Genomic DNA, 20,797 nt, shown 5'->3' with positions numbered 1-20,797 from the left:
GGGTTCGTCTCGCATTTTTTCGCCACAACCTCGGTCTCGGCGACGGCGGCTAGAACGCTCGGCTGCCCGCAGGGGACAGCACGAATCCGTGCGGGCCGTCACCGGTGAAATTGTTGGGCAGTAGGCAGATCGTCTCGCGCTGCTCGCTCACCCCGCAGGTGATCACCTTGTCGGTGCCCTTGAGTCCGTAGGTGATCTTCTGGCCAGAGGTCAGCGGCCGATAGGCGCTGGGGTCCACGGGTGCCGGTCCGGCCGGGGAGGCGTCGGGCCGCGCGACGATCTCCTGCTGGCCCAGGTCGGCCATGCGGGTCAGGCTCGCGGTCGGAGTATTGAGCGACACCGCGGCGACGTTCTCGTCACCCGCGACGCCGGGGAGCTTGCCCCAGCAGGTGCCGTCGACTCCGGTGGCGCGGGAGTTCGAGGTGATGCGGCAGCGCAGGCCATCGGGGGTGAGGAACTGCACACCCGTGGTGGCGTACGCCGAGTACGTCTCAAAGGCAGTGGGCTCGACCGCCGTGTAGCCGTCAAGGCTGGGTATTGACGGCTCGGCGTACGCCTGAGCAGCGAATACGGTCGCGCCGGCCGCAACGGCGGCATAGGTACTCAGCAGCATGCGCATGGCGGTGACTCCCCAGGTTTGGCGATTTCCCGCACGTTACCGTGGCGTGGACGGGTAATTCGGTGGCTTCATGGATCTGCGGCGGTACGATGGAGTGTCCCACCGAAGGTCGGTGGGGTGACGGGGCTGAAAGGTTTCGACAGCGAGTCTCGACTTAAGGGAAGCGTGCCGGTGCAGGCAAGAGACCACCGTAAGCGTCATTGCAACCAATTAAGCGCCGATTCTCATCAGCGCGACTACGCACTCGCTGCCTAAGCGACTGCGTGTCTGTCAGACCGGGAGCGCCCTCGGCCCGGACCCTGGCATCAGCTAGAGGGACAAACCTACGGGTTCGGTCGCGGGACCCGTAGGGACATCAAACAGCGACTGGGATCGTCATCTCGGCTTGTTCGCGGGACCGAGAGATCCAAGTAGAGGCATAGCGAACTGCGCACGGAGAAGCCTTAATGAACGGCCGTTGGACCCGGGTTCAATTCCCGGCAGCTCCACAAAAGAAGACCCCCCGAAATGTTCGGGGGGTCTTCTGCTTTGAGACCTGCGGTAGCGAGCGTGTTAGACACCGATTGCTGTCTCTGAGGCGATGGGGAAGGCGCTCGGCTAAGGCCGATCAATTTCCCCGCAAATATGTCGCCGACGTAGCCGAGATAGTCGTCGCTCCGGAAGACGAGCTGGTGCGCCTGGCTATCGGACGGACTCGGTGCAGACGGTGAACCGGCGCACCGGATGCGCGTAGCCGACGCACATGTCGGCGTTTGAGACGCCGAGGATGAGTTTGGTCGCTCGGTATCGGCGGGGTGCCGTCGTGTCGTCGCACGCGACCGCTCTTGTTGCCTCGTCGGCGATACTCAGGCAGCCGGGGTTGGCCCAGTAAATGTCAAGGCAGGCGGTCCATTCCCCTGCGGCAGTATTGCGATAGTAGCGCCGGTCAACATCACCTATACAGTCCTTGGGCTCTACAACCCGCTGCACGATGCGATGCGTGGCGTTGGTGGAGTCACATTTCGTAAGCACCATGACCGCGTTGGTGCGCTTGCCGGTGATCCTTGCGCACGAGCCCACGGGAGCGTCTTCTGCGCCTGCGGCCGTGGTGGTTGCAGGGTCGGGGAACTGCCCGGGAATCTTTGCGAAGTTCGGGCCTGCTTCAGCCGGTTCGGGACTTTGACAGCCAGATAGCACGATCACGGACAGGATCGCTCCCATGGCTGCGGTGTGCAGCTTGCTCATTTTTCATCGGCCCTGAACGTCTCGACGCTCATGACTTTCCACTGCCCCTTGAGCCGATACATGCTGTAACGCACCCGTGCCCCGGTGTAGTAGTAGACGTCCTCTGGTTTCGCGTTTTTCTGGTCTTCGAATTCGGTGTATACGAATGCGTCGTAAACAAGATCGCCCCGGGCCAGAATGCCGAAATCGGCAATATGCATAGGACCGTGGTCTTCGATCCTGATGGCCATCGTACGGACGTACCCGCCCACGAATTGCGGGTTCAGCTGTTCTTCGGCTGTTCCAGTCGAAAGGGCCTCGATCCGTGAGAGATCGCTCTTGTTCAGCGCGTCAATGTACTGCTCAATCACTGTCCGGACTTCGGCATCGTATTTATCGGACGTGGCGCTGGGATGCTGCATACACAAAACGTAGGTCACCACCGAAGCAATCGCAATCGTCGCGATCCAGGCCAACGCGGCAGCTGCGAGTCGCGTACGCCCTGTGAGCTTTTCCCAAACATGTGACATTTTACGCATACCCCACTGGGGCCAGGCACTGCGTATCTTTGGCGCCCCACACTTCGCCCCAGTACCCTTCCACGAATGCCGTCGCCTCGAAGTTCGTTTTAAAGCGATTCGATTGTCCACCTATCGACGAATTGAGATCCTTGTCGAACGGAATAACATCTCGCTCGTCCTCGGCGGAACCTCCCCAAGTCAGGTCCGGTATGTGTCCATACGCTTTACCTTCAAACGCTTGCTTGCCGTATTTTTCATCCGCACGTTTCTTATCAGCGTCGCGTCGGCTTCCCATGTTTTTGGTTGAACGTTTGGTGACTTTACCGCCCAGACGCTGATTATCGGAGATTAGCTTGTTGCCGCCATCAAGGTAATCCTTCATGCTCTTTTGCATCTCGGGAGATGGATTGGTAACTCCGCGCGGGTAGCAGATCGGGACCTGCCCCTTGCAGTTTGCCGCTCCTGGATCGCAGGAGTCCCTGAAGTTCTCCATCCAGGGATCGAAGAGCTCGTCACAAGCAAATTTCGCGCCGGGGTTAGGGAAAAGCTTGCAGATCGGGTTCTGCGGGCGCTGCTCGGGAAGGCAATCCCCACATTCAAGAGGCTGGACCGGTAAACGACCCGGTGAGCGCTCGCCATCTGGCGCTAGAGATCCACCGCCACCCTTGGGGAGCACGATTTTGGCCGCATCCCCGACCTGCTGGGCGACGTCGGCGATCTGCCCGACAGTCTGGGAGATCTGGTCCATCTGCTGCGACATTGCCTGGCAGCGCTGCTGGCGCTGTTGATCACCCTGATCCTGCTGCTCCTGTTGTTGTTGCTCAGGCTGTTGCTGCTCGGACTGGTTCGGCTGCTGCTGTTGCTGACCCTGCTGGGGAGACTGCTGACCCTGCTGAGGTGAACCCTGTTGCGGGGCTTGGAAATCAGGATTCGGCTTACCGGGCCCCTGAGTGTAGCCAGGCGCCGTGGAGTAGTTGGGGGGCTGGGTGCCGTGCGCGGGCTGATCAGAGCCTTGCTGCGGCAGCTGCCCCTGCTGACCTGGAACTTGTTGTGGCGCTTGCGGATTACCTGAGTTGTAGATGGATATGCCAGAGTTCTGATCCAGGGGCGGTTGGTTAATACTGCCCTGGTAATCGGGCATCTGAGGCGGCAGTCCAGGCGGTTGGAACTGGCTGCCATCCATTCCTCCGGGACCGCCGGGGCCCCCGGTTGGTCCAGTGGGGTCGGCGCCGACTGTGGCGATGGTCGAGAACCCGCTGCCAGGTGTCGTGTGATTGGTCGCCACCTGTGTGCCGGCGGCACCCACCGCTAAGGCTGCTACCGCAACCAGCGCGGTGCGCACCCGCTGGTGTGCGAGCTTAACCCCAGGCTGTGCCTTCCGTTGTTGCAGAATTCGGCGCCAGCGCGCTCGATGATGGTTGCCATGATCTTGCTTATCTCCGCCCACAGGGAACACCATAGATCACTTTGAACTGGGATAGCACGTGGAATGGGAAACTTCATTAAAACTTTGCGGATAGGTGGCCCGCCACCTGTTGAAAGGTAACCAGCGGCCGACGTGTTTCTACTGGGGCGAGCCCATCGACTACGGGCCCCGCCACCCCAGCTGTCGTTCACCATCGGCCACGTCATTCCACTAGCTACGGGCCGACCCGCACGCGCTGGGGTTGACCTGTCAGACGCCGAACGCCGCCGGGTAGACGATCTGGCCGCGCGGCGTTTCGCGCTGCGGGTCTAACGCCAGCGCGAGGAACGTGTCATCGGTGACGTCGAAGCCCGCGCTGACACCGAAGGCCGATGCCGGTGTGAATCCGAATCGCGGGTAGTAGAGGGCATGCCCGAGCACCACGATCAGGTTCTCGCCCAGACTGCGTGCGCGCTCGAGGCCGGCGCGAATGGCCGCCGAACCTGCCCCGGTGCGCTGACACCGTGGCAGCACGGCGCACGGCCCCAGGGCCAGTGCGGCTCCTGCGCGCACGGTGCACGGCCCCAGCGCCAGTGCGGGTGCTGCGCGCACGGTGCACGGCCCCAGCGCCAGTGCGGGTGCTGCGCCCACGGTGCACGGCCCCAGCGCCAGTGCGGGTGCTGCGCCCACGGTGCACCGGGTGAGCAGCGAGTGCGCCACGATCTTGCCTTCGGCGTCGACACTCACGGTGGACAGGCCGTCGATCCACGCCGCCGGATCCGCGCGCAACGCATCAACCAAGTCGGCCTCGTCATGGGCAGGGAAGGCCGCGATATTGACCGCACGTATCGCCGAAACATCCTCGGGAAGCTCGGCGCGGGTGGTCCACGGCGTCACGACAGAAATCCTCTGTCCGGAGACTAGTCAGCTACCTTGCGGCACTGATGATTTCGGGCATGCTACGTCTCCGGGGCGGATGACGCATCCCATTATTTGCCGATCGCCACTAGTTCATTTCGCGGCGCGTTTGCACGCCACCGTGATGTAAGCGATCTGGTGGTCAACATCGTGGCTCCACGTGACGCCTCCGCGGGTTCCGGCTCCGTCTCCGACGCCGCCACCGGCCTTGGTCTGGGTGGTGGTATCTGCCCATACCGCCGGGCCAATCCGGGTTCCGACCACCGAGCCGGCGTCCAAGGCGCAGTTGCCGATTCGTTCGTACTGAACTTTATAGCCCTGCGATTGCAGCTGGGCACCGAGTTCGCTGGGCGTCTGTGGGGATTTGGGTCCCGCGGAAGCGGGCGCCGCAGACAGCAATGCGAGCGAAGTACACGCCACTGCCGACAGGCCGAGGGTAGATTTGAACATGCCACACCTTCCTGGAGTGGTTCTGAAGGCGTTGGCGGCGGGAGACTTTGGCGAGACGACCGCCGCCAACGCTTTGGGTGAGATTGCACCGTTACGCACAACGGCAGCTGAGCTCCATGCATTCCCCGATGGGTGAGGCCACACTCACATAGCCGTTCTCTGGGGTACGGATGTACTCCAAATATGGCTTGCTGCTTTCAAATCCGACGTTGTCGGCGATGACGAGCGCGCCGGGTGCCAGCTTGTCCTCGAGGAGCTTGAGAATCGGCAGGTCGCGGTCCGGCCAGCCGTCAAGCAGCAGAAATTCGATGGGCCCCTCAACCGTCTTCAGCGTCTCGCGGGCGTCGCCCTCCAGGATGGTGATCAGATCGGACACCCCAGCCTCGGCGAAGGTCGCGCGGGAAGCCGCGATCTTCGTGGTGTTCATCTCGGTGGTGATGATGCGTCCAAAACCGTTATCGCGAACAGCGGCGGCCGAATGCAGGGTTGAGATGCCGTACGACAGGCCGTACTCGACGATCGTCTTCGGCTTGGCCGCGCGGACCAGGCTGTAGAGCAGCCGTCCGGCATCGGGCGCGATGGGGACGTAGGTGTTCTGGAACAGCTCGACGCGCTCCTCGACAGACTTTGTGTGGAAGGTGTCCCGGTCGACGGGGGGCGCATCATGCGACGCGTTCTCGAAGAGCCGGTCCACGATCGTGGCGAATTCGGGTTCATGAAGTGTTGTTGTCATGCCTTTAGAATAGACGCAACGTCTCGTCTAGTCTAGGGTGATGATTCGATGAATGTTGTGAAGGAGACGGCGAAGGCCCGCGAGTCCGACGAGGCGCGCCGTCATTACGGAAACCGGCATGGCCGCAGCGAGACCGCGCGCGAAGCGATCATCCATGCGGCCGATGATCTGCTGGTCGCCAAGGGCTATGCCGGAGTCACCATGGAGGGCATCGCCAAGGCTGCCGGAGTGGCCAAGCAGACCGTCTATCGATGGTGGAACTCGAAGGCGGACGTGTTGATGGACGTCTTTCTGGAAGATGCCGCTTTCCAGCTCGATCCACCAGACCTCGGCGGCCTCGAAGCCGACCTGCGGCACCACTTGGCCACCACCGCACAATTTCTCACCACCGACGACGCCGGTGCGGTGTTCCGGGCCTTGATCGGCCAGTCGCAGCATGACCCGCAACTCGCCGATGCGTTCCGCGCCCGCTATCTACGCGAGCAGCAGGCGCGCGACCAGATTCCGATCGCGCGCGCCGTGCGCCGAGGGGAGCTGCCGGCCGATGCGGATGTTGCTGGTCTGGCCGAACGGTTGGTGGCGCCGTTGTACTACCGCGTCATCGTGACGGGTGAGTCCGTCGACGGCGGGTTCGTCGACAGACTCGTCAAAGATTTCTTGCGGCGATCGGAATAGTGTCAGCTCGATTGACATTGAACCTGTTATGACCGAGACGACCCCCAATGATTTCCACGCCAATGTCATGACCGAGATCCGCGAAACCGGCGGTGCCGGTGGCTTCTTTGCGCAATTCGACATGTTGATCCTGCATACCGTGGGTGCCAAGTCGGGCGAGCCTCGTCAGAACCCGATGGCCTACCAGCCGGGCGGCGAGGGTGGCGAGATCTACGTATTCGCCTCCAACAATGGGCGGGAGAACAGCTCCGGTTGGTACTACAACGCGCTGGCTCACCCGGATCAGGTATCGGTGGAGATCGGCGACGACCACTACCCGGTGGCGGTGCGTGATGTGGTGGGTGAGGAGCGCGACCGGATTTACGGGCTCCAGGCTGAGCGCTTTGAGAACTTCGCCGAGTATGAACGCAAGACCACCCGCGTCATCCCGGTCTTGGGGCTCACGCGCGCGGATTAGCGAGCGGCCCTGGCAAATTCACACCTACCTCACAGTCGAACGTTGAAGGAGGACTCGCCGGAGAGGTCGGTGCGCGCTTGCCCTGTTTTGGCCGGATTGTCCAGAACAATGGTCAATCGTTATGGGCGATCTACAAACTGGGCAGGCGCAGCGCTGGGTGCTCCAGAAGGGCCGGCTGGTCGCCGGTATTGCAGCGGCATTTGTCATGGCCATCACGGGTTTTGGCTGGGCCGGGTACAACACGACGGTCGGGCAGATCATCACTTCGCATGTGTTGCCCGGAGTGCTGACACCTGCCGGGCAGGATCAGAACATCTTGCTCATGGGCCTGGATAGTCGGCTCGACCAAAATGGCCAGCCGCTGCCGCAGGAGATGTACGACGCGCTGCACGCCGGTGACGAGACGTCCGGTGGATACAACGCCAATGTGCTGATTGTGGTTCACATCCCGGGCGATGGTGGTCCCATGACGGCGGTGTCGATCCCGCGTGACGACTACGTGGATTTGGCGGGTTGCCCCGGGTCGGTGTGTAAGGGCAAGGTCAAGCAGGCGTACGGATTCGCCTACCAGCAGGCGCTGGATCGGCAGGCCAGCGGCGGCTCCGATGTGGCGGGCGCCAACGATCTGACCGCGCGCGAGCAGGCCGCCCGCGAGGCAGGGCGCAAGGCCCAGATCGACACGGTGAGCAACTTTCTGGGTGTGCCGATCGATCATTTCGTGGAGGTGACCCTTGCCGCGTTCTTCCAGATCGCCAAGGCGGTGCAGCCCATCACCGTGTGCCTGAACCACGACACGATCGACGAGTTCTCCGGGGCCAACTTCCACGAGGGCGTTCAGCAGATCGACGCATCCCAGGCGATGGCCTTTGTCAGGCAACGACGGGACGAAAACGACGGCTCGTTTACGGACATGGACCGCACCAGGCGCCAGCAGGCCTTCCTCGTGTCGCTGTTGACCGCGGTTCGCAAGGGCGGGGTGATGTCCAATCCCGCTGCGATACGCAACATCCTGAACGTCGCACACGAGAACGTCGCGATCGACTCTGGGCTCAACCTCGTCGACTTCGCAGCGCGCGCCTCTCAACTGACCAAGCGGCCGATGTCATTTTACACGCTGCCCATCTCTGACTTCGGCCACGATGCCAACGGTTCGGACGTCAACATCGTCGATCTGCCCACGATCCGGCAGATCGTGCACGACCGCTTCTCCGCCGATATCCCTCCCGCGCCGCCCGCTGCGGCCGCGCCGCCGACGGCAGTTTCTCTGTCGGCGCCCGTTGTGCTCAACGTTGTCAATGCGACGGATCGGGATGGGCTGGGTGCAGCGATCGAAGATGCCTTTACCGCCCGGGGATTCACGCGTGGTCGGGCGACGACGGCAGAGTCCATGTCGACCGAGAGCTCGATCATGTACGGCTCAGATGCCCAGGAGGGCGCGCAAGCGCTCGCCGATCAACTGCACCTGCCGATGACGGAATCCGGTGCGGTTGCACCCGGGACGGTCCAGTTGACGGTGGGCTCGCAGTTTCCTGCGGACGACTACATCGCGCACCACAGTGCCGGTAAGAAGGCCGATTCGTCGGCGGAGGCCAATCCCAGCGACGTGATGACCGCAGTGGCGGCAACGGGAACCGGTGTTCAGGCGCCGGCGCCGACCGACTTGAGCCAGATGGGTGCCGACGGCGTCGCGTGCGTCAAGTGAGCTGATCAGCCGTTGCGGAAACGGACATGCAAGGCGTGTACCTCTGCTGCGAGATCCGGCACCGGACCGTCGGTCTCGATACCGGGGGCCACTGCATTGATCGACAGCGCCGCGACCGGACTCGGGGGCGCACCAAGCGCGGTGAGCCACTGCGTCAGCTGGGCCGAGGAGCTGGCGTACACGATCCGCCCTAGGCCGACCCAGGCATGGGCCGCCGAACACATTGGGCAATGCTCACCAGAGGTGTAGACGGTGGATGCCGCGCGCTCGCCCGGTGAAAGATGCTCGGCAGACCACCGTGCGAGTTCGAACTCGGGATGACGGGTCGAATCGCCTCCACTGACGCGGTTGCGATCTTCGGTCAGCACGGTGCCATCGGGTCCGGTGAGTAGTGATCCAAAGGGCTCGTCGCCCGCGTCAAGGGCTTCGGATGCCAGCTCGACACAGCGCCGAAGGTGGTGGATATCGTTGTCGTCCATAGCCTTCCCATCGTAATCAGGGGCAATGACCAGGCATTTTGGCGGAACCTCATAAACTGTACTTATGCCTCTACCTCCGGGCACGCCCGACCTCGATGTGCTGGACCTGCTGGTGTCCGTTGCCGAGACGGGCAGCCTCGGGGCGGCGGCCCGCAGGCACGGCATCTCCCAGCCCGCGGCCAGCATGCGAATGCGGGCTTTGGAACGCCGTCTGCGGCTGGTGCTGCTGGAGCGAGGTCCCACCGGGTCTCGGTTGACCGACGCCGGACTTGCGGTGGTCGGCCACGCCGCCCCGGTCCTGGCGGCGGCGCGAGAGTTCGTTGCGGGTGTAGCGGCTCTGCATTCCGGTCACACGCCGCGTCTGGTGGTCGCTGCCTCGCGTACCATCGCCGATCACCGGATGCCGCTGTGGCTCACGGCACTTCGTGGACGGCATGCCGACGTCCCGGTGTCACTTGAGGTCGGCAACACGCAGCAAGTGTGCGAGCTGGTGCGGGCCGGAAGCGCGACCCTGGGATTCATTGAGGGACCGCACGCACCCGCAGGCTTGGCCGGGGAGGTGCTGGGCGCTGACGAGCTGGTCATCGTGGTGGGGCAGGGGCACAAGTGGGCGCGGCGCCGCAAGCCGGTGACGCTGCGTGAGCTCGCCACCACGCCGCTGCTGATGCGCGAGCCGGGTTCGGGAACCCGCGACACCGTCTGGGAGGTGCTGAGTCAGGTGTGCCAGCCGGCGGCACCGGCGGCGGAGCTGGGTTCAGCGGCCGCGATCAAAGCGGCCGCGGCAACGGGATTGGCACCCGCGGTGATCAGCCGTCTCATCGCGGCGCCCGAACTGTCGGCCGGGACGTTGGTCGAGGTGACGCTCGCCGACGGCACCGACTTCACGCGCCAGTTCCGGGCGGTGTGGCGACCAGGTGCTGCGCCGACTGGACCGGCACGCGCGTTGGTGGACCTCGCGGCCTCCGACGCCTAGGAGGACAGCGACCGTAGGTATCGGCGGCGGAAGACCCATTGCGCCACCAGAAGCGCCGGAAACACCAGCCTCCAGAATCCGGATGGTGCGGGCTGCGTCAACGAGCGCAGCGTGAGAAACACCGTCCCGTCGTCGTTCCGGTGCACGATGAATGCTTCCTCGCCCGACACGGGATGGCCCGGCAACGTTCCGTACGCGAAACCGCACCGGTCGTCGGTGTTGGTCACGGTGACAACGCGTACCGGCTCGTGAACGCTGAATGGCCCCCATCCGAGGCTGATCTGAAACTCGGTACCCTCACACGCTGTCACCTCCGGATTCACCCGGAACCCGCTGCGGCGCTTGACACCCCAGTTCAGCACTGCTTGCGAAGCCTCTTGCCATGCGTGCTCTCCGTGCCCGATGGTGACGGTCCGCTCGTATCGCCGTAAGGCGGGCGGGGTGGCGGGCCAGCCACTTTCGGCCAGGTATGTGGCTCCTGCGGGCTGATACGTCAAAGGCTTTGAGCTCATCGCACCTTGCCGATTCGTCGCGCGGTAATGTCGTCGAAGGTCACTGTCTCTCCGCAACTTTCGCAGGCCGGATGGATATGCAGCACCGACCCGCATTCGTGTTCCCAGACGCTCGGCGGAGGACCCTGCGTGACGAACTTGTCGCCCCAGTCCATCAAGGCGAACAGCACCGGCCGCAGCGCACGCCCCGATTCGGTCAGCAGGTATTCATAACGGGGAGGACGCTGTTCGTACTGGCGCTTCTCCAGCACGCCGGCGCCCACGAGCTTGCGCAGCCGGGTGGCCAGGATGTCGCGGCTGGCGCCGGTGTTGCGAACAATCTCGTCGAAGCGTCGATTACCCAGCATGATCTCGCGCAGGGCCAGCAGGGTCCAGCGTTCCCCGATCACATCGAGGGCATTGGCTATCGAGCAATTTCTCATAGTCGTGAAATCCAACTTAGCACGTTATGCACTTAGTCACACTTAGTTGTGAATTCCAACTGACCGGGCGTATACCGGCAGAAGAGGAGTTCGACGGCGAATTCAGGAGGCAGGGCAATGAGAGATGCAGTCATCGTCGACGCGGTGCGTACGCCCGTCGGAAAGGGAAAGCCCGGGGGATCGCTCTCGGGTGTGCACCCGGTCGATCTACACGCACACGCCATTCGCGCACTCGTCGAACGCACCGGGATAGATCCGGCTCTCGTGGATGACGTCATCAGTGGGGCGGTCGGGCAGGTAGGGGAGCAGAGTTCCAACACCGCGAGGTGGGCGGCGCTGGCAGCCGGATTGCCCGAGACGGTCCCGGCGGTCACCGTGGATCGGCAATGTGGCAGCAGTCAGCAGGCTATTCACTTTGCCGCGCAAGGGGTCATCGCAGGCGCGTATGACGTCGTGATCGCCTCGGGTATCGAGTCGATGAGTCGGGTACCCATGGGCAGCCAGAGCCTGGGCAAGGACTTTTTCGGCTCGGGGGTTGCCGGTAGCTATCCGGAAGGTCTCGTTCCGCAGGGCATTAGCGCGGAGCTGATCGCGCAGAAATGGAACCTGTCGCGCCGGGATCTGGATGCCTTCGCGGCCGAAAGTCACCGCCGCGCCGCGCAGGCCTGGGCCGAGGGGAGATTCGCGCGTGATGTGGTGCCGATCAAGGCCCCCAACGTCGATGGTGAGTTGGTTGAGGTGCGCACCGACGAATCCGTGAGGTCATCGACCACTGTGGACATCTTGGCGGGGCTCAAACCCGCCTTCCGTAATGAGTTGTGGGAGCAACGCTTCCCGCAGATTGACTGGAAGGTGACGGCGGGCAATTCGTCGCCGATCAACGATGGCGCATCGGCTGTGCTCATCACCTCCAGTGAGACCGCCAAGCGTCTTGGGCTGACTCCGCGGGCCCGCGTGCATTCGGTGGCGGTGGTGGGTGATGATCCGTTGTACATGCTTACCGGAGTCATCCCCGCGACCGCGAAAGTCCTTGACCGCGCGGGTCTATCGTTGGCGGATATCGACGCCTTCGAAGTCAACGAGGCCTTTGCCTCGGTGGTTCTGGCCTGGCAGGCGGAGACCGGTGCCGATTTGTCCAAGGTCAACATCAACGGCGGCGCCACCGCCATCGGGCACCCGCTGGGGGCCAGCGGTGGGCGGTTGATGACCACACTGGTATCGGTGTTGGAGCAGACCGGCGGACGTTACGGTTTGCAAACCATGTGTGAGGCAGGCGGTTTGGCGAACGCGACCATCATTGAGCGGATTTAGGGCTGACGCGGCAAATTACGGAAGGGTTGTTCGCATCAACATCACGTTGTAGGCCGACCACAGCGACAAGTTGAAGTACAACTCCTTGCCGGTTGTCCACGGATGCAGGTACGGCGCGTAGGGGCCACCTGGCATCTGTGATTCGGTGACGATGACCTGTGGTGGACTCCACGGGCCCTGCGGCGCCGGGGAGGTCGAGAGCAGGACGTCTCCCTGCTTGTCGCCGTACATCACCAGGTACTTCTTGAGGTAGGTGTTGTATTGCGCCGACATCTCACCCACGGGGCCCGAGAGGATCGGGGTCGCCGCGTTGGGGTCACCCGGCACCCAGGAGCCCCGGTCGGTGTTCCAGAACTCATGCTTGGTGGCGTCGGGCAGGTTGCCGGGCAACGCGCGCGACACGAAGCCCGATCCGCTTCGCCCGGAAGGGGTTCCGAAGATGTAGATGTAGCCGTCGTTGCCTTTGACGTAGGCGGCCTGCTGAAAGTTCTCGTTGCCGGGCGTGAAGGGAACCTGGCTGATGGCGTCGGGGGAGGCCGGACGAATGCTCTGCGGGAAGGTCTTCCAGTTCTGACCGTTGTCGTTGGACACCGCGGTGGCCGAGTAGTTGGTGGTCCATTCCCCGGCGCTGTCCCAGCTCTTGATGGACATGTAGTTCATGTACTGCGTACGTCCGACGGAGATGGCGGCCGTGGGAATGATGCCCCGTTCCTGGGCGGCCCACTTGATGGGCGGGATGATCTGCTTGGAATAGCCGGGGCGTGACTGTGGAGATCCGGCGTACGGGTTGGAGGTCGATCCCTCCGCCACGGCCAGGCCGTGTGAAAGCGACTTGTCCTGGGTGCGCAGCAGGGTGTTGTACCGCCACTGCTGGCTTCTCATTCCGCAGTATCCGTAGGTATCGCCAAAGGCCATCAGCACCTGGCGGCCGGCGGAATCGCCGTTGTCCCACATGATTCCGAGGTCGGTACCGGAGATGCTGAACTTCTGAAGGGTGTTGGCGCCGGTGTCCACCCCGGTCACCCAGCCGACGACCGACGTGCTCGGGGAGACGGCGGCCTCGGCGGCCGGGCCGACGGCAGGAGCCGGAGGAGCGGGAGCGACGGCAGCGGCCTGCTGATCTTGCAGATTGTTCGGTGAGCCGGGTTCTGGGGGGTTGGGCAGGCCCGGATGCGCCAGCTCCTGAGCCCATCCGGGCTTCTTCTTGGCGCTCTGTTGAGGCAGGACCTGCTTGAGGATGGCCAGCGGCAGCTTGCCCAGCTCCGGCAGTGGGGCCTTGTCATTGGCGCCCGCGGGCCTGCGGCCGATCGGGGGAGCCTGGCCGGGCATGCCGTCGTCGGGAACCGGGGTCGGTGGCTGCAGGCCCGCGGCCGGGCCGGTGCATGGGTCGGCGTACGCCAGGGGCGCAACATCGATGGCGACGCTTGATCCGATAACGGCCGAGGTCATCAAAACCACGGAGATTCGGCGACGCCTCGACATGTCAGACCTTCCCGGGGCAGGACGCCATCTCGACGTCAGCAATTGACTCCCGTGACGATAGTGGCCTGTGGGGCCAATGTGGCTATTGGTGCATCGATAGGTATGTTCCCGTGACCGGGCTGAAATCAGCCGAGGTGGCGGGCACTGATTTCTGGAGACCGTGATCAGTTATCTGTGGCGGAGGGCGTTGCTGTGCTCGAATTACCCCCATTTGCTCAGTTTTCTGGCAACCAGCACGGCGCTCGACGTCGCGGACAGCTATCTTGACTGCCATGGCATCAGGGTCGAAGACGCCCACTGTCCGCGTGAGCACTCCCAACGGAATCGTCGAAGGCTTCGTGCGGGGAGGCGTGCGGCGCTTCCGGTCCATTCCCTACGCCCGCCCGCCGATCGGATTACTGCGCCTGCGGGCGCCGCAACCGGCTCTGCCGTGGGACGGGGTGCGTGACTGCACCGAATTCGGCGCGGCGGCACCGCAGCGGCGCCGCTACCGGGTGCTGGGGCCCGGGCGCGTGCAGCGGGCCAGCGAGGACTGCCTGACGGTCAACGTCGTCACTCCCGACCGGCCATCCAACGAACCGCTACCGGTGATGTTCTTCATCTACGGCGGCGGTTACCTCCTGGGTAGCTCGGCCACCCCGCTGTACGACGGCGGCTCCCTGGCCCGGCGCGGATGCGTGTACGTCTCGGTGAACTACCGGGTGGGAGCACTGGGTGCGCTCGATCTGTCATCGCTGTCCAATCGCGAACACACCATTGACGGCAACCTGTTTCTGCGCGATGTAGTGCTGGCCCTGCAGTGGGTGCATGACAACATCGCCACCTTCGGCGGTGACCCGCAGAATGTGACGATTTTCGGCGAGAGCGCCGGAGCGCACTGCGTGGAGACGCTGATGGCCACCCCCGCAGCCGGCGGCCTGTTTCACCGTGCGATCTGTCAGAGCACCGCCAGTGGAATGGCCGTGCCCGCCGATTCGGCTGCGCTTTATGCCCAGAAATTCGCCCACATCCTCGGGGCAGCACCGGAAGCGGCCGCGCAGGCGGTGCTGCGTGCGACCCCCGCCGAACTGGGGGCCGCCCTCGACGCACTGATTGCCGACATCGTGACGAACATGCCCGGCGGATCGTTTGCGATCGGTCCATGCATCGATGGTCACTATCTGCCGCGTCACCCCGTCGAGGCCATGGAACACGGTGAGGCACATCGCGTTCCGTTGATCGTCGGGCACAACGCCGACGAGGCCAAGCTGTTCACGCGGGTGCTCAAGATGATGCCGCTGTCCGAGGAGGCGCTGGAGGGGATGCTGATGCGGGGCGGGCCCGTCCATCGTGACCGCATCGTGGCGGCATATCCGGGATATCCGGGGCGATCCGCGCGGGTCAAACTCGCCGGAGATATGAATTTCTCGACGGCCGCCTGGCAAATGGCGGAGGCGCACCATCGGTACGCACCGGTGTATTTCTACCGGTACGACTATGCGCCCGGGGCGCTGCGCATGGCCGGAATGGGTGCCACACATGCCACCGAATTGCTCGCGGTGTTCGATAGTTACCGCGGCGCGATGGGCACTGTGATGGCGGGAGCTCTTGGCCAGCGTGATGCGGTGCGCGTCAGCAATGATGTGCAACGACGCTGGCTTGCGTTCGCGCGCAGTGGAATTCCCGGTGACGGTTGGCCGGTCTACGAGCCGCCGGATCGCGCGGTGATGGTGTTCGACCACGCCACGCGCGTGGAGCTGGACCCGGAGGCGACACGTCGCGCGGCGTGGGAAGGCTTCAGCCTCACCCTCTGATTTGACCATTGTGGCCCAACCGGTTGGTTACCTAGGATGTGCCGATGGCAAAGAAGCCCATCCGCATCAACACCGTCAACGGCACCGTCGAAGGATTCACCCGGGGCGGCGTGCATCGCTTCCGTGGGATTCCCTACGCTGAGCCGCCGGTGGGTCCGCTGCGCCTGCGCGCGCCACGCCCGGCCCAGCCGTGGACGGGAGTGCGCAAGTGCCGCACCTGGGGTGCGGCTTCCATCCAGCAGCATCGCTTCGCGATCATCCTGCCCGGCAAGCCGCAGAAGCTCAGCGAGGACTGCCTGACCCTCAACGTGGTCGCGCCCGAGGGGCCGGTCAGTGGGCCGTTGCCGGTGATGTTCTTCATCCATGGCGGGGGTTACTTCCTGGGTAGCTCGGCGACCCCGCTGTATGACGGCGCGAGTCTTGCACGTCGTGGATGTGTGTATGTGTCGGTCAACTACCGCCTGGGTGGGCTCGGCTGCGTGGACCTCTCGTCGCTGTCGGACGAGAAGCACACCATCGACAGCAACCTGTACCTACGCGACTTGGTGCTGGCGCTGCAGTGGGTGCGCGACAACATCGGTGCCTTCGGGGGTGATCCCCACAACGTGACGATCTTCGGGGAGAGCGCCGGGTCGCACGCCGTGAATACGCTGCTTGCGGTGCCCTCGGCCGCAGGACTGTTCCACCGGGCAATCTGCCAGAGCACCGCCAGCGGGCTGGTGGTCAGCGCCCAGGATGCCGTGGTGAACGCGCGCCAGTTTGCGAAGTATCTGGGTGCGACCGACTCGAACGCGGCCGAAACCGTTCTCTCCGCGAAGCCGAAGAATCTGGTGAAGGCCCTGTTCCGGCTGATCGGATCGGCTAAACACGTACCAGGTCTGTCGCTGCGGATCGGGCCGAGCGTCGACGGTGACGTACTGCCTCTCGATCCGGTCGAGGCCATGGAACGCGGTGAGGCACATCGTGTTCCACTCATCATTGGGTACAACGCCGAAGAGGCGACTCTGTTCACCAAGATCCTCAAGATCCTTCCGATCACCCCGGAGGCGCTGGAGCACGCGTTGTCCAAGGACGGGCCGGAGTTTGTTCAGCGCATTGTCGATAGTTACCACGGGTATCCGTCGGAGAAGGCGCTCCTACAGCTGGCCGGCGACCTGGCATTCGGCTCGGCGGCATGGCGCGTGGCAGAGGCGCACGGCCAATACGCGCCGACGTACTTCTACCGGTACGACTACGCGACGCGCGCATTACGCCGTTACGGGCTGGGACCCACCCACGCGATCGAACTCCTCGCGGTCTTCGGTACCTACCGGACCGTCGCCGGGCCCATCCTGGCGGGACGCAAAGATCGCGCCGCCGCACGGGCCGTCAGCGACGAGATGCAGAGGCGCTGGCTGTCATTCGCGCGCACCGGGAGCCCCGGTGACGGCTGGCCCGCCCACACGGTGCCGGAGCGTCAGGTGTTGATCATCGATAATCCGTCCAGGCTAGAGGCCGATCCCGACGGGGATCGGCGCCCGCTGTGGCAGGACGCCACGTCGATCGTCTGATCACGTAACGGCGGTACCTTGGGCCCATGATCATTGTGACGAGCAACGACATCCCCGGGTACAAGATCGCCGCGGTGTTCGGCGAGGTCTTCGGTTTGACCGTGCGATCGCGGCACATCGGCTCCAACCTTGCCGCTTCGTTCAAGTCGATTGCGGGCGGTGAGCTCAAGGGCATCACTCAGTTGTTGCACGAGAGTCGTCGCGAGGCACTGTCCCGATTGGCGGCAGAAGCCGAGTCGCGCGGCGCGAATGCGGTGGTCGCGTTCCGATTCGAGACCACCGAGTACGCCAACACGGGCGTCGAGGTGTGTGCCTACGGCACCGCCGTCGGCATTCAGCCACTCCAATAGCGACCGTTCGGTAAGACACGGTTCACTTGATCCGGGCAGAATCAGGCGGGTGAGCAACGCGCGCGCCGGACAGCCGGCCCAGCCGGAAGACCTCATCGACATCGCCCACGTGGTGACGGCGTACTACGCGATTGACCCCGACCCGGGGGACGTGGCACAGCAGGTCGTCTTCGGGACCTCCGGGCACCGGGGGTCGAGTCTCGACGGCGCCTTCAACGAGGCGCACATCGTCGCTACTACCCAGGCCATCGTCGAATACCGGGCCTCGCAGGGCACCAGCGGGCCACTGTTCATCGGCCGTGACACCCATGCGCTCTCCGAACCCGCGTGGACCAGCGCCCTGGAGGCTTTGGTCGCCAATGGTGTTGTGGTGGACGTGGATTCACGGGACCGATACACCCCGACTCCGGCGGTGAGTCACGCCATCCTGCGGCACAACCAGGGCAAGACCACGGGGCTGGCCGACGGGATAGTCGTTACCCCGTCGCATAACCCGCCCCGCGACGGCGGGTTCAAATACAACCCACCGCATGGCGGCCCTGCCGATACCGATGCTACCGGGGCGATCGCCGCGCGCGCCAACGAGATTCTGCGCTCGGGCTGGCGCTCGGTGAAACGGGTCCCGCTGGCAGAGGCGCTGAAATCCGTGCAGCGGTATGACTTTCAGCAGACATATGTGGACGACCTCATCAACGTCATCGACCTCGATGTCATCAAGGGCGCAGACATCCGGATCGGCGCCGACCCGCTGGGCGGGGCCAGCGTCGACTACTGGGCGGCCATCGCCGATCGCTGGTCGCTGGACCTGACCGTGGTGAACCCGCTTGTGGATGCCACCTGGCGGTTCATGACTCTGGATCATGACGGCAAGATCCGGATGGACTGCTCCTCGCCTGATGCGATGGCCTCGTTGGTGGCGTCGCGGGACAAGTACCAGATCGCGACCGGGAACGACGCCGACTCGGATCGACACGGCATCGTGACTCCCGATGCGGGACTGATGAATCCCAACCACTACCTGGCGGTGGCCATCGACTACCTGTTCAGCCACCGGGACGGTTGGGCCGCCGAGACCGCCGTAGGCAAGACGCTGGTGAGTTCGTCGATCATCGACCGGGTGGTGGCTGGGCTGAACCGAACGCTGCTCGAGGTGCCGGTTGGATTCAAGTGGTTTGTGGACGGGTTGATCGGCGGGACAATCGGTTTCGGTGGCGAGGAGAGCGCCGGGGCGTCCTTCCTGCGTCGTGACGGATCGGTGTGGACCACCGACAAGGACGGCATCATTGCCGCCCTGCTGGCCTCGGAGATCCTCGCGGTCACCGGGGCTACGCCCTCGCAGCGCTACGCGCAGCTGACCGAGAAGTACGGCGCGCCAACATATGCTCGTGTCGATGCGCCCGCGAGCCGTGAGCAGAAGGCTGTGTTGGGCAAGCTATCGCCCGAGCAGGTCAGCGCCACCGAACTGGCCGGTGAGCCCATCGTCGCCAAGCTGACCAATGCGCCCGGCAACGGTGCGCCGATCGGCGGGCTCAAGGTTGTCACCGAAAACGCCTGGTTCGCGGCACGGCCGTCGGGTACCGAGGATGTATACAAGATCTATGCAGAATCGTTTCTGGGGGCAGAACACTTGCGGCAGGTGCAGGACGCTGCCCGCGAGGTGGTCTCATCGGTGATCGGGTAAGCGGCTGTCCCGGTAACGAGGCGGACACTAAACCGCGCCTGCCGTGGGAGATCTGGGTCCTGGTTGTCGCGTGCCTGGTAATCGCTCTGGGGTTTGGCGTGGTGGCACCCGCATTGCCGCAGTACGCGCGCAGCTTCGGGGTCAGTGTCACGGCGGCGACCGCGGTGGTGAGCTCGTTCGCCGCATTCCGGCTGGTGTTCGCACCGGCCGCCGGCGCGCTGGTGCAGCGGCTGGGGGAGCGCTGGGTCTACATGTCCGGGCTGCTGATCGTCGCGTTATCCACCGGGTGCTGCGCCTTCGTGCATGACTACTGGCAGCTGCTGGTGTTCCGGTCGCTCGGGGGTGTCGGCTCCACCATGTTCACCGTGTCGGCGGCCGCGCTGCTGGTGCGCATCGCGCCCGAAGAGATTCGCGGGCGTGCACAGGGGCTGTACGGGTCGAGCTTCCTGCTCGGGATGGTGGCCGGTCCGGTCTTGGGTAGTGCCGTGGTGGGCCTGAGTCTTTCGGCACCGTTCATCATCTACGCGGCGGCGCTGGTGGCCGTCGCCGTGCTGGTCCACTTCGGGCTGCGGCGCTCCACGCTGCTGGAGGTCGCCGACGAGCATCACGGCGCTCCGGTGACACTGAAATCCGCGCTGCATCATCGAACCTTCCTGGCCGCGCTGATGTCGAATTTCAGTGCGGGGTGGGCCATCTTCGGAATCCGTGGGGCCTTGCTGCCGCTGTTTGTGATCGAGGCGCTGCATCAGCGACCGGGCGCCGCTGGACTGGTGTTCGCCGCATTCGCGGCGGGGGACGTGTCCACGGCTTTTCTCGCGGGATCGTGGTCCGATGACATCGGGCGTAAGCCGCTGGTGGTGGCCGGGTTGGTGGTCTGCGGTTCGACCGTGGTGGCGATGGGCTTCACGTCGTCGCTGCCGGCGCTCATCGTGCTGTCGCTTATCGGTGGGATAGGCGCCGGTTTGTATGCGTCGCCGCAACAGGCCGCGGTGGCCGATGTGGTGGGCAGCCGGGGCCGCGCAGGGACGGCACTGGCGACCTTCCAGATGACCTCCGATATCGGGCTGGTGATAGGACCCGTCGTCGCGGGGGTCATCGCCGAGCACACGTCGTACGGATGGGCGTTCGTGGTGGGTGGTGCGATGCCGCTGATCGCGGCTGTGGCGTGGGTGTTCGCACCGGAGACGCTGGGGAGACTTGCGTCACCGCAGGTTAGGAGTATGCAGGAAGTAGCAGAGGATGTCGGCGGTCCTGAGCGCTGAGATTTTGAGAGCCCGTCGCCGTGGTGTAACTTCGTCCGAGCACACAACTAAACATGGGGCTATGGCGCAGCTGGTAGCGCACCACACTGGCAGTGTGGGGGTCAGGGGTTCGAGTCCCCTTAGCTCCACTTGACATTCCACCCGTTCTGGCCTCTGTCAGAACGGGTTTCGTCATTTGCGGGGGAGCGTCATTGCTTGCCTCGGTGTCCTAACTCTGTCCTATCGCGGGCCAGATAAGGCGAATTGATAGCAATTTGGCGCCAATTATGGCGATCATCGCCAGAATTGGACGGTGACTA

General features: G+C 64.1%; 21 protein-coding genes, 1 tRNA gene and 1 other RNA gene. 12 read left to right on the top strand and 11 right to left on the bottom strand.

Features of this window, described 5'->3' with window-relative positions; translation table 11 throughout:
* Nucleotides 1–49 precede the first annotated feature (49 nt).
* Nucleotides 50–619 (bottom strand): hypothetical protein, encoded by a 570-nt coding sequence (locus AOT87_RS19935; protein ID WP_057966634.1) that lies wholly within the window; start codon nt 617–619, stop codon nt 50–52.
* 122 nt (nt 620–741) lie between these two features.
* Between AOT87_RS19935 and ssrA the strand changes: the two genes are divergently transcribed.
* Nucleotides 742–1,110, top strand: a transfer-messenger RNA (tmRNA) gene (ssrA, locus tag AOT87_RS28010).
* A 190-nt stretch (nt 1,111–1,300) separates the two neighbouring features.
* Here ssrA and AOT87_RS28005 read toward each other — a convergent pair.
* The 6 genes from AOT87_RS28005 to AOT87_RS19905 all read right to left on the bottom strand — a co-directional run bounded on the left by AOT87_RS28005 (nt 1,301) and on the right by AOT87_RS19905 (nt 5,849).
* Nucleotides 1,301–1,843, bottom strand: coding sequence for a hypothetical protein (locus AOT87_RS28005; protein ID WP_081343378.1), 543 nt, complete (start codon nt 1,841–1,843; stop codon nt 1,301–1,303).
* Nucleotides 1,840–2,244 carry a nuclear transport factor 2 family protein gene (locus AOT87_RS19925; RefSeq protein ID WP_233146392.1) on the bottom strand — a complete coding sequence of 135 codons (405 nt, stop codon included), beginning with the start codon at nt 2,242–2,244 and terminating at the stop codon, nt 1,840–1,842. The genes AOT87_RS28005 and AOT87_RS19925 overlap by 4 nt, the downstream gene beginning before the upstream one ends.
* A 109-nt stretch (nt 2,245–2,353) precedes the next feature.
* Complete coding sequence (locus tag AOT87_RS19920; protein ID WP_324613265.1) at nt 2,354–3,736, bottom strand: hypothetical protein; 1,383 nt, start codon at nt 3,734–3,736, stop codon at nt 2,354–2,356.
* 282 nt (nt 3,737–4,018) lie between these two features.
* Nucleotides 4,019–4,645 (bottom strand): N-acetyltransferase, encoded by a 627-nt coding sequence (locus AOT87_RS19915; RefSeq protein ID WP_070940603.1) that lies wholly within the window; start codon nt 4,643–4,645, stop codon nt 4,019–4,021.
* A 114-nt stretch (nt 4,646–4,759) separates the two neighbouring features.
* The gene (locus tag AOT87_RS19910; RefSeq protein WP_044105227.1) at nt 4,760–5,116 is read right to left on the bottom strand and encodes a hypothetical protein; all 357 of its coding nucleotides are present in this window, start codon (nt 5,114–5,116) and stop codon (nt 4,760–4,762) included.
* Between the two features lie 91 nt (nt 5,117–5,207).
* Nucleotides 5,208–5,849, bottom strand: coding sequence for a class I SAM-dependent methyltransferase (locus AOT87_RS19905; RefSeq protein WP_057968161.1), 642 nt, complete (start codon nt 5,847–5,849; stop codon nt 5,208–5,210).
* A 48-nt stretch (nt 5,850–5,897) separates the two neighbouring features.
* On the opposite strand from AOT87_RS19905, the gene AOT87_RS19900 reads away from it, so the two are divergent.
* The 3 genes from AOT87_RS19900 (at nt 5,898) to AOT87_RS19890 (ending at nt 8,683) form a co-directional block, all read left to right on the top strand.
* Nucleotides 5,898–6,524, top strand: coding sequence for a TetR/AcrR family transcriptional regulator (locus AOT87_RS19900; protein ID WP_057968160.1), 627 nt, complete (start codon nt 5,898–5,900; stop codon nt 6,522–6,524).
* A gap of 28 nt (nt 6,525–6,552) precedes the next feature.
* Nucleotides 6,553–6,981 (top strand): nitroreductase/quinone reductase family protein, encoded by a 429-nt coding sequence (locus AOT87_RS19895; protein ID WP_057968159.1) that lies wholly within the window; start codon nt 6,553–6,555, stop codon nt 6,979–6,981.
* Nucleotides 6,982–7,102: 121 nt separating this feature from the next.
* Nucleotides 7,103–8,683, top strand: coding sequence for an LCP family protein (locus AOT87_RS19890; protein WP_057968158.1), 1,581 nt, complete (start codon nt 7,103–7,105; stop codon nt 8,681–8,683).
* A gap of 5 nt (nt 8,684–8,688) precedes the next feature.
* On the opposite strand, the gene AOT87_RS19885 is transcribed toward AOT87_RS19890, so the two are convergent.
* Entirely contained in the window at nt 8,689–9,162 is a 474-nt protein-coding gene (locus tag AOT87_RS19885; RefSeq protein ID WP_057968157.1) for a nucleoside deaminase, read from the bottom strand.
* Between the two features lie 64 nt (nt 9,163–9,226).
* Here AOT87_RS19885 and AOT87_RS19880 point away from each other — a divergent pair, with 64 nt between their 5' ends.
* A complete protein-coding gene (locus tag AOT87_RS19880) occupies nt 9,227–10,135 on the top strand; it encodes a LysR family transcriptional regulator (RefSeq protein ID WP_057968156.1) in 909 nt (302 codons plus the stop codon).
* Here AOT87_RS19880 and AOT87_RS19875 read toward each other — a convergent pair.
* Together AOT87_RS19875 and AOT87_RS19870 are read right to left on the bottom strand one after the other, a co-directional pair.
* Nucleotides 10,132–10,647 carry a DUF1990 domain-containing protein gene (locus tag AOT87_RS19875; RefSeq protein WP_057968155.1) on the bottom strand — a complete coding sequence of 172 codons (516 nt, stop codon included), beginning with the start codon at nt 10,645–10,647 and terminating at the stop codon, nt 10,132–10,134. The genes AOT87_RS19880 and AOT87_RS19875 overlap by 4 nt on opposite strands.
* The gene (locus AOT87_RS19870; protein ID WP_057968154.1) at nt 10,644–11,069 is read right to left on the bottom strand and encodes a helix-turn-helix domain-containing protein; all 426 of its coding nucleotides are present in this window, start codon (nt 11,067–11,069) and stop codon (nt 10,644–10,646) included. The genes AOT87_RS19875 and AOT87_RS19870 overlap by 4 nt, the downstream gene beginning before the upstream one ends.
* 117 nt (nt 11,070–11,186) lie before the next feature.
* Here AOT87_RS19870 and AOT87_RS19865 point away from each other — a divergent pair, with 117 nt between their 5' ends.
* Complete coding sequence (locus tag AOT87_RS19865; RefSeq protein WP_057968153.1) at nt 11,187–12,380, top strand: thiolase family protein; 1,194 nt, start codon at nt 11,187–11,189, stop codon at nt 12,378–12,380.
* A gap of 15 nt (nt 12,381–12,395) precedes the next feature.
* On the opposite strand, the gene AOT87_RS19860 is transcribed toward AOT87_RS19865, so the two are convergent.
* A complete protein-coding gene (locus tag AOT87_RS19860) occupies nt 12,396–13,862 on the bottom strand; it encodes a DUF4185 domain-containing protein (RefSeq protein WP_057968152.1) in 1,467 nt (488 codons plus the stop codon).
* 272 nt (nt 13,863–14,134) lie between these two features.
* On the opposite strand from AOT87_RS19860, the gene AOT87_RS19855 reads away from it, so the two are divergent.
* From AOT87_RS19855 to AOT87_RS19830, 6 genes are all read left to right on the top strand, one after another.
* Nucleotides 14,135–15,655 carry a carboxylesterase/lipase family protein gene (locus tag AOT87_RS19855; protein ID WP_057968151.1) on the top strand — a complete coding sequence of 507 codons (1,521 nt, stop codon included), beginning with the start codon at nt 14,135–14,137 and terminating at the stop codon, nt 15,653–15,655.
* Nucleotides 15,656–15,699: 44 nt separating this feature from the next.
* Complete coding sequence (locus tag AOT87_RS19850) at nt 15,700–17,205, top strand: carboxylesterase/lipase family protein (protein ID WP_057968163.1); 1,506 nt, start codon at nt 15,700–15,702, stop codon at nt 17,203–17,205.
* A 26-nt stretch (nt 17,206–17,231) separates the two neighbouring features.
* Nucleotides 17,232–17,555: a YbjQ family protein gene (locus AOT87_RS19845; protein ID WP_030097012.1), complete on the top strand. Its 324-nt coding sequence runs from the start codon at nt 17,232–17,234 to the stop codon at nt 17,553–17,555.
* Between the two features lie 49 nt (nt 17,556–17,604).
* A complete protein-coding gene (gene pgm, locus AOT87_RS19840) occupies nt 17,605–19,236 on the top strand; it encodes a phosphoglucomutase (alpha-D-glucose-1,6-bisphosphate-dependent) (protein ID WP_057968150.1) in 1,632 nt (543 codons plus the stop codon).
* Between the two features lie 38 nt (nt 19,237–19,274).
* Nucleotides 19,275–20,498, top strand: a complete 1,224-nt coding sequence (locus AOT87_RS19835; protein WP_064409330.1) for an MFS transporter — start codon at nt 19,275–19,277, stop codon at nt 20,496–20,498.
* Nucleotides 20,499–20,553: 55 nt separating this feature from the next.
* Nucleotides 20,554–20,626: transfer RNA gene (locus tag AOT87_RS19830), tRNA-Ala, on the top strand.
* The last annotated feature ends 171 nt before the right edge of the window (nt 20,627–20,797 follow it).

The sequence above is a fragment of the Mycobacteroides sp. H003 genome, assembly GCF_001440135.1.
Classification (GTDB): Bacteria; Actinomycetota; Actinomycetes; order Mycobacteriales; family Mycobacteriaceae; genus Mycobacterium; species Mycobacterium gwanakae.
The sequence above is the reverse complement of the archived record's forward strand: the minus strand, read 5'-3'. Positions and strand labels throughout refer to the sequence as shown.

Coding starts and splice junctions, on each gene's coding strand:
- AOT87_RS19880 (WP_057968156.1), top strand. CDS start 9,227: ATGCCTCTACCTCCGGGCACGCCCGACCTCGATGTGCTGGACCTGCTG.
- AOT87_RS19885 (WP_057968157.1), bottom strand. CDS start 9,162: ATGGACGACAACGATATCCACCACCTTCGGCGCTGTGTCGAGCTGGCA.
- AOT87_RS19860 (WP_057968152.1), bottom strand. CDS start 13,862: ATGTCGAGGCGTCGCCGAATCTCCGTGGTTTTGATGACCTCGGCCGTT.
- AOT87_RS19855 (WP_057968151.1), top strand. CDS start 14,135: ATGGCATCAGGGTCGAAGACGCCCACTGTCCGCGTGAGCACTCCCAAC.
- AOT87_RS19905 (WP_057968161.1), bottom strand. CDS start 5,849: ATGACAACAACACTTCATGAACCCGAATTCGCCACGATCGTGGACCGG.
- AOT87_RS19895 (WP_057968159.1), top strand. CDS start 6,553: ATGACCGAGACGACCCCCAATGATTTCCACGCCAATGTCATGACCGAG.
- AOT87_RS19865 (WP_057968153.1), top strand. CDS start 11,187: ATGAGAGATGCAGTCATCGTCGACGCGGTGCGTACGCCCGTCGGAAAG.
- AOT87_RS19935 (WP_057966634.1), bottom strand. CDS start 619: ATGCGCATGCTGCTGAGTACCTATGCCGCCGTTGCGGCCGGCGCGACC.
- AOT87_RS19850 (WP_057968163.1), top strand. CDS start 15,700: ATGGCAAAGAAGCCCATCCGCATCAACACCGTCAACGGCACCGTCGAA.
- AOT87_RS19890 (WP_057968158.1), top strand. CDS start 7,103: ATGGGCGATCTACAAACTGGGCAGGCGCAGCGCTGGGTGCTCCAGAAG.
- AOT87_RS19870 (WP_057968154.1), bottom strand. CDS start 11,069: ATGAGAAATTGCTCGATAGCCAATGCCCTCGATGTGATCGGGGAACGC.
- AOT87_RS19875 (WP_057968155.1), bottom strand. CDS start 10,647: ATGAGCTCAAAGCCTTTGACGTATCAGCCCGCAGGAGCCACATACCTG.
- AOT87_RS19900 (WP_057968160.1), top strand. CDS start 5,898: ATGAATGTTGTGAAGGAGACGGCGAAGGCCCGCGAGTCCGACGAGGCG.
- AOT87_RS19925 (WP_233146392.1), bottom strand. CDS start 2,244: ATGCAGCATCCCAGCGCCACGTCCGATAAATACGATGCCGAAGTCCGG.
- AOT87_RS19845 (WP_030097012.1), top strand. CDS start 17,232: ATGATCATTGTGACGAGCAACGACATCCCCGGGTACAAGATCGCCGCG.
- AOT87_RS28005 (WP_081343378.1), bottom strand. CDS start 1,843: ATGAGCAAGCTGCACACCGCAGCCATGGGAGCGATCCTGTCCGTGATC.
- AOT87_RS19910 (WP_044105227.1), bottom strand. CDS start 5,116: ATGTTCAAATCTACCCTCGGCCTGTCGGCAGTGGCGTGTACTTCGCTC.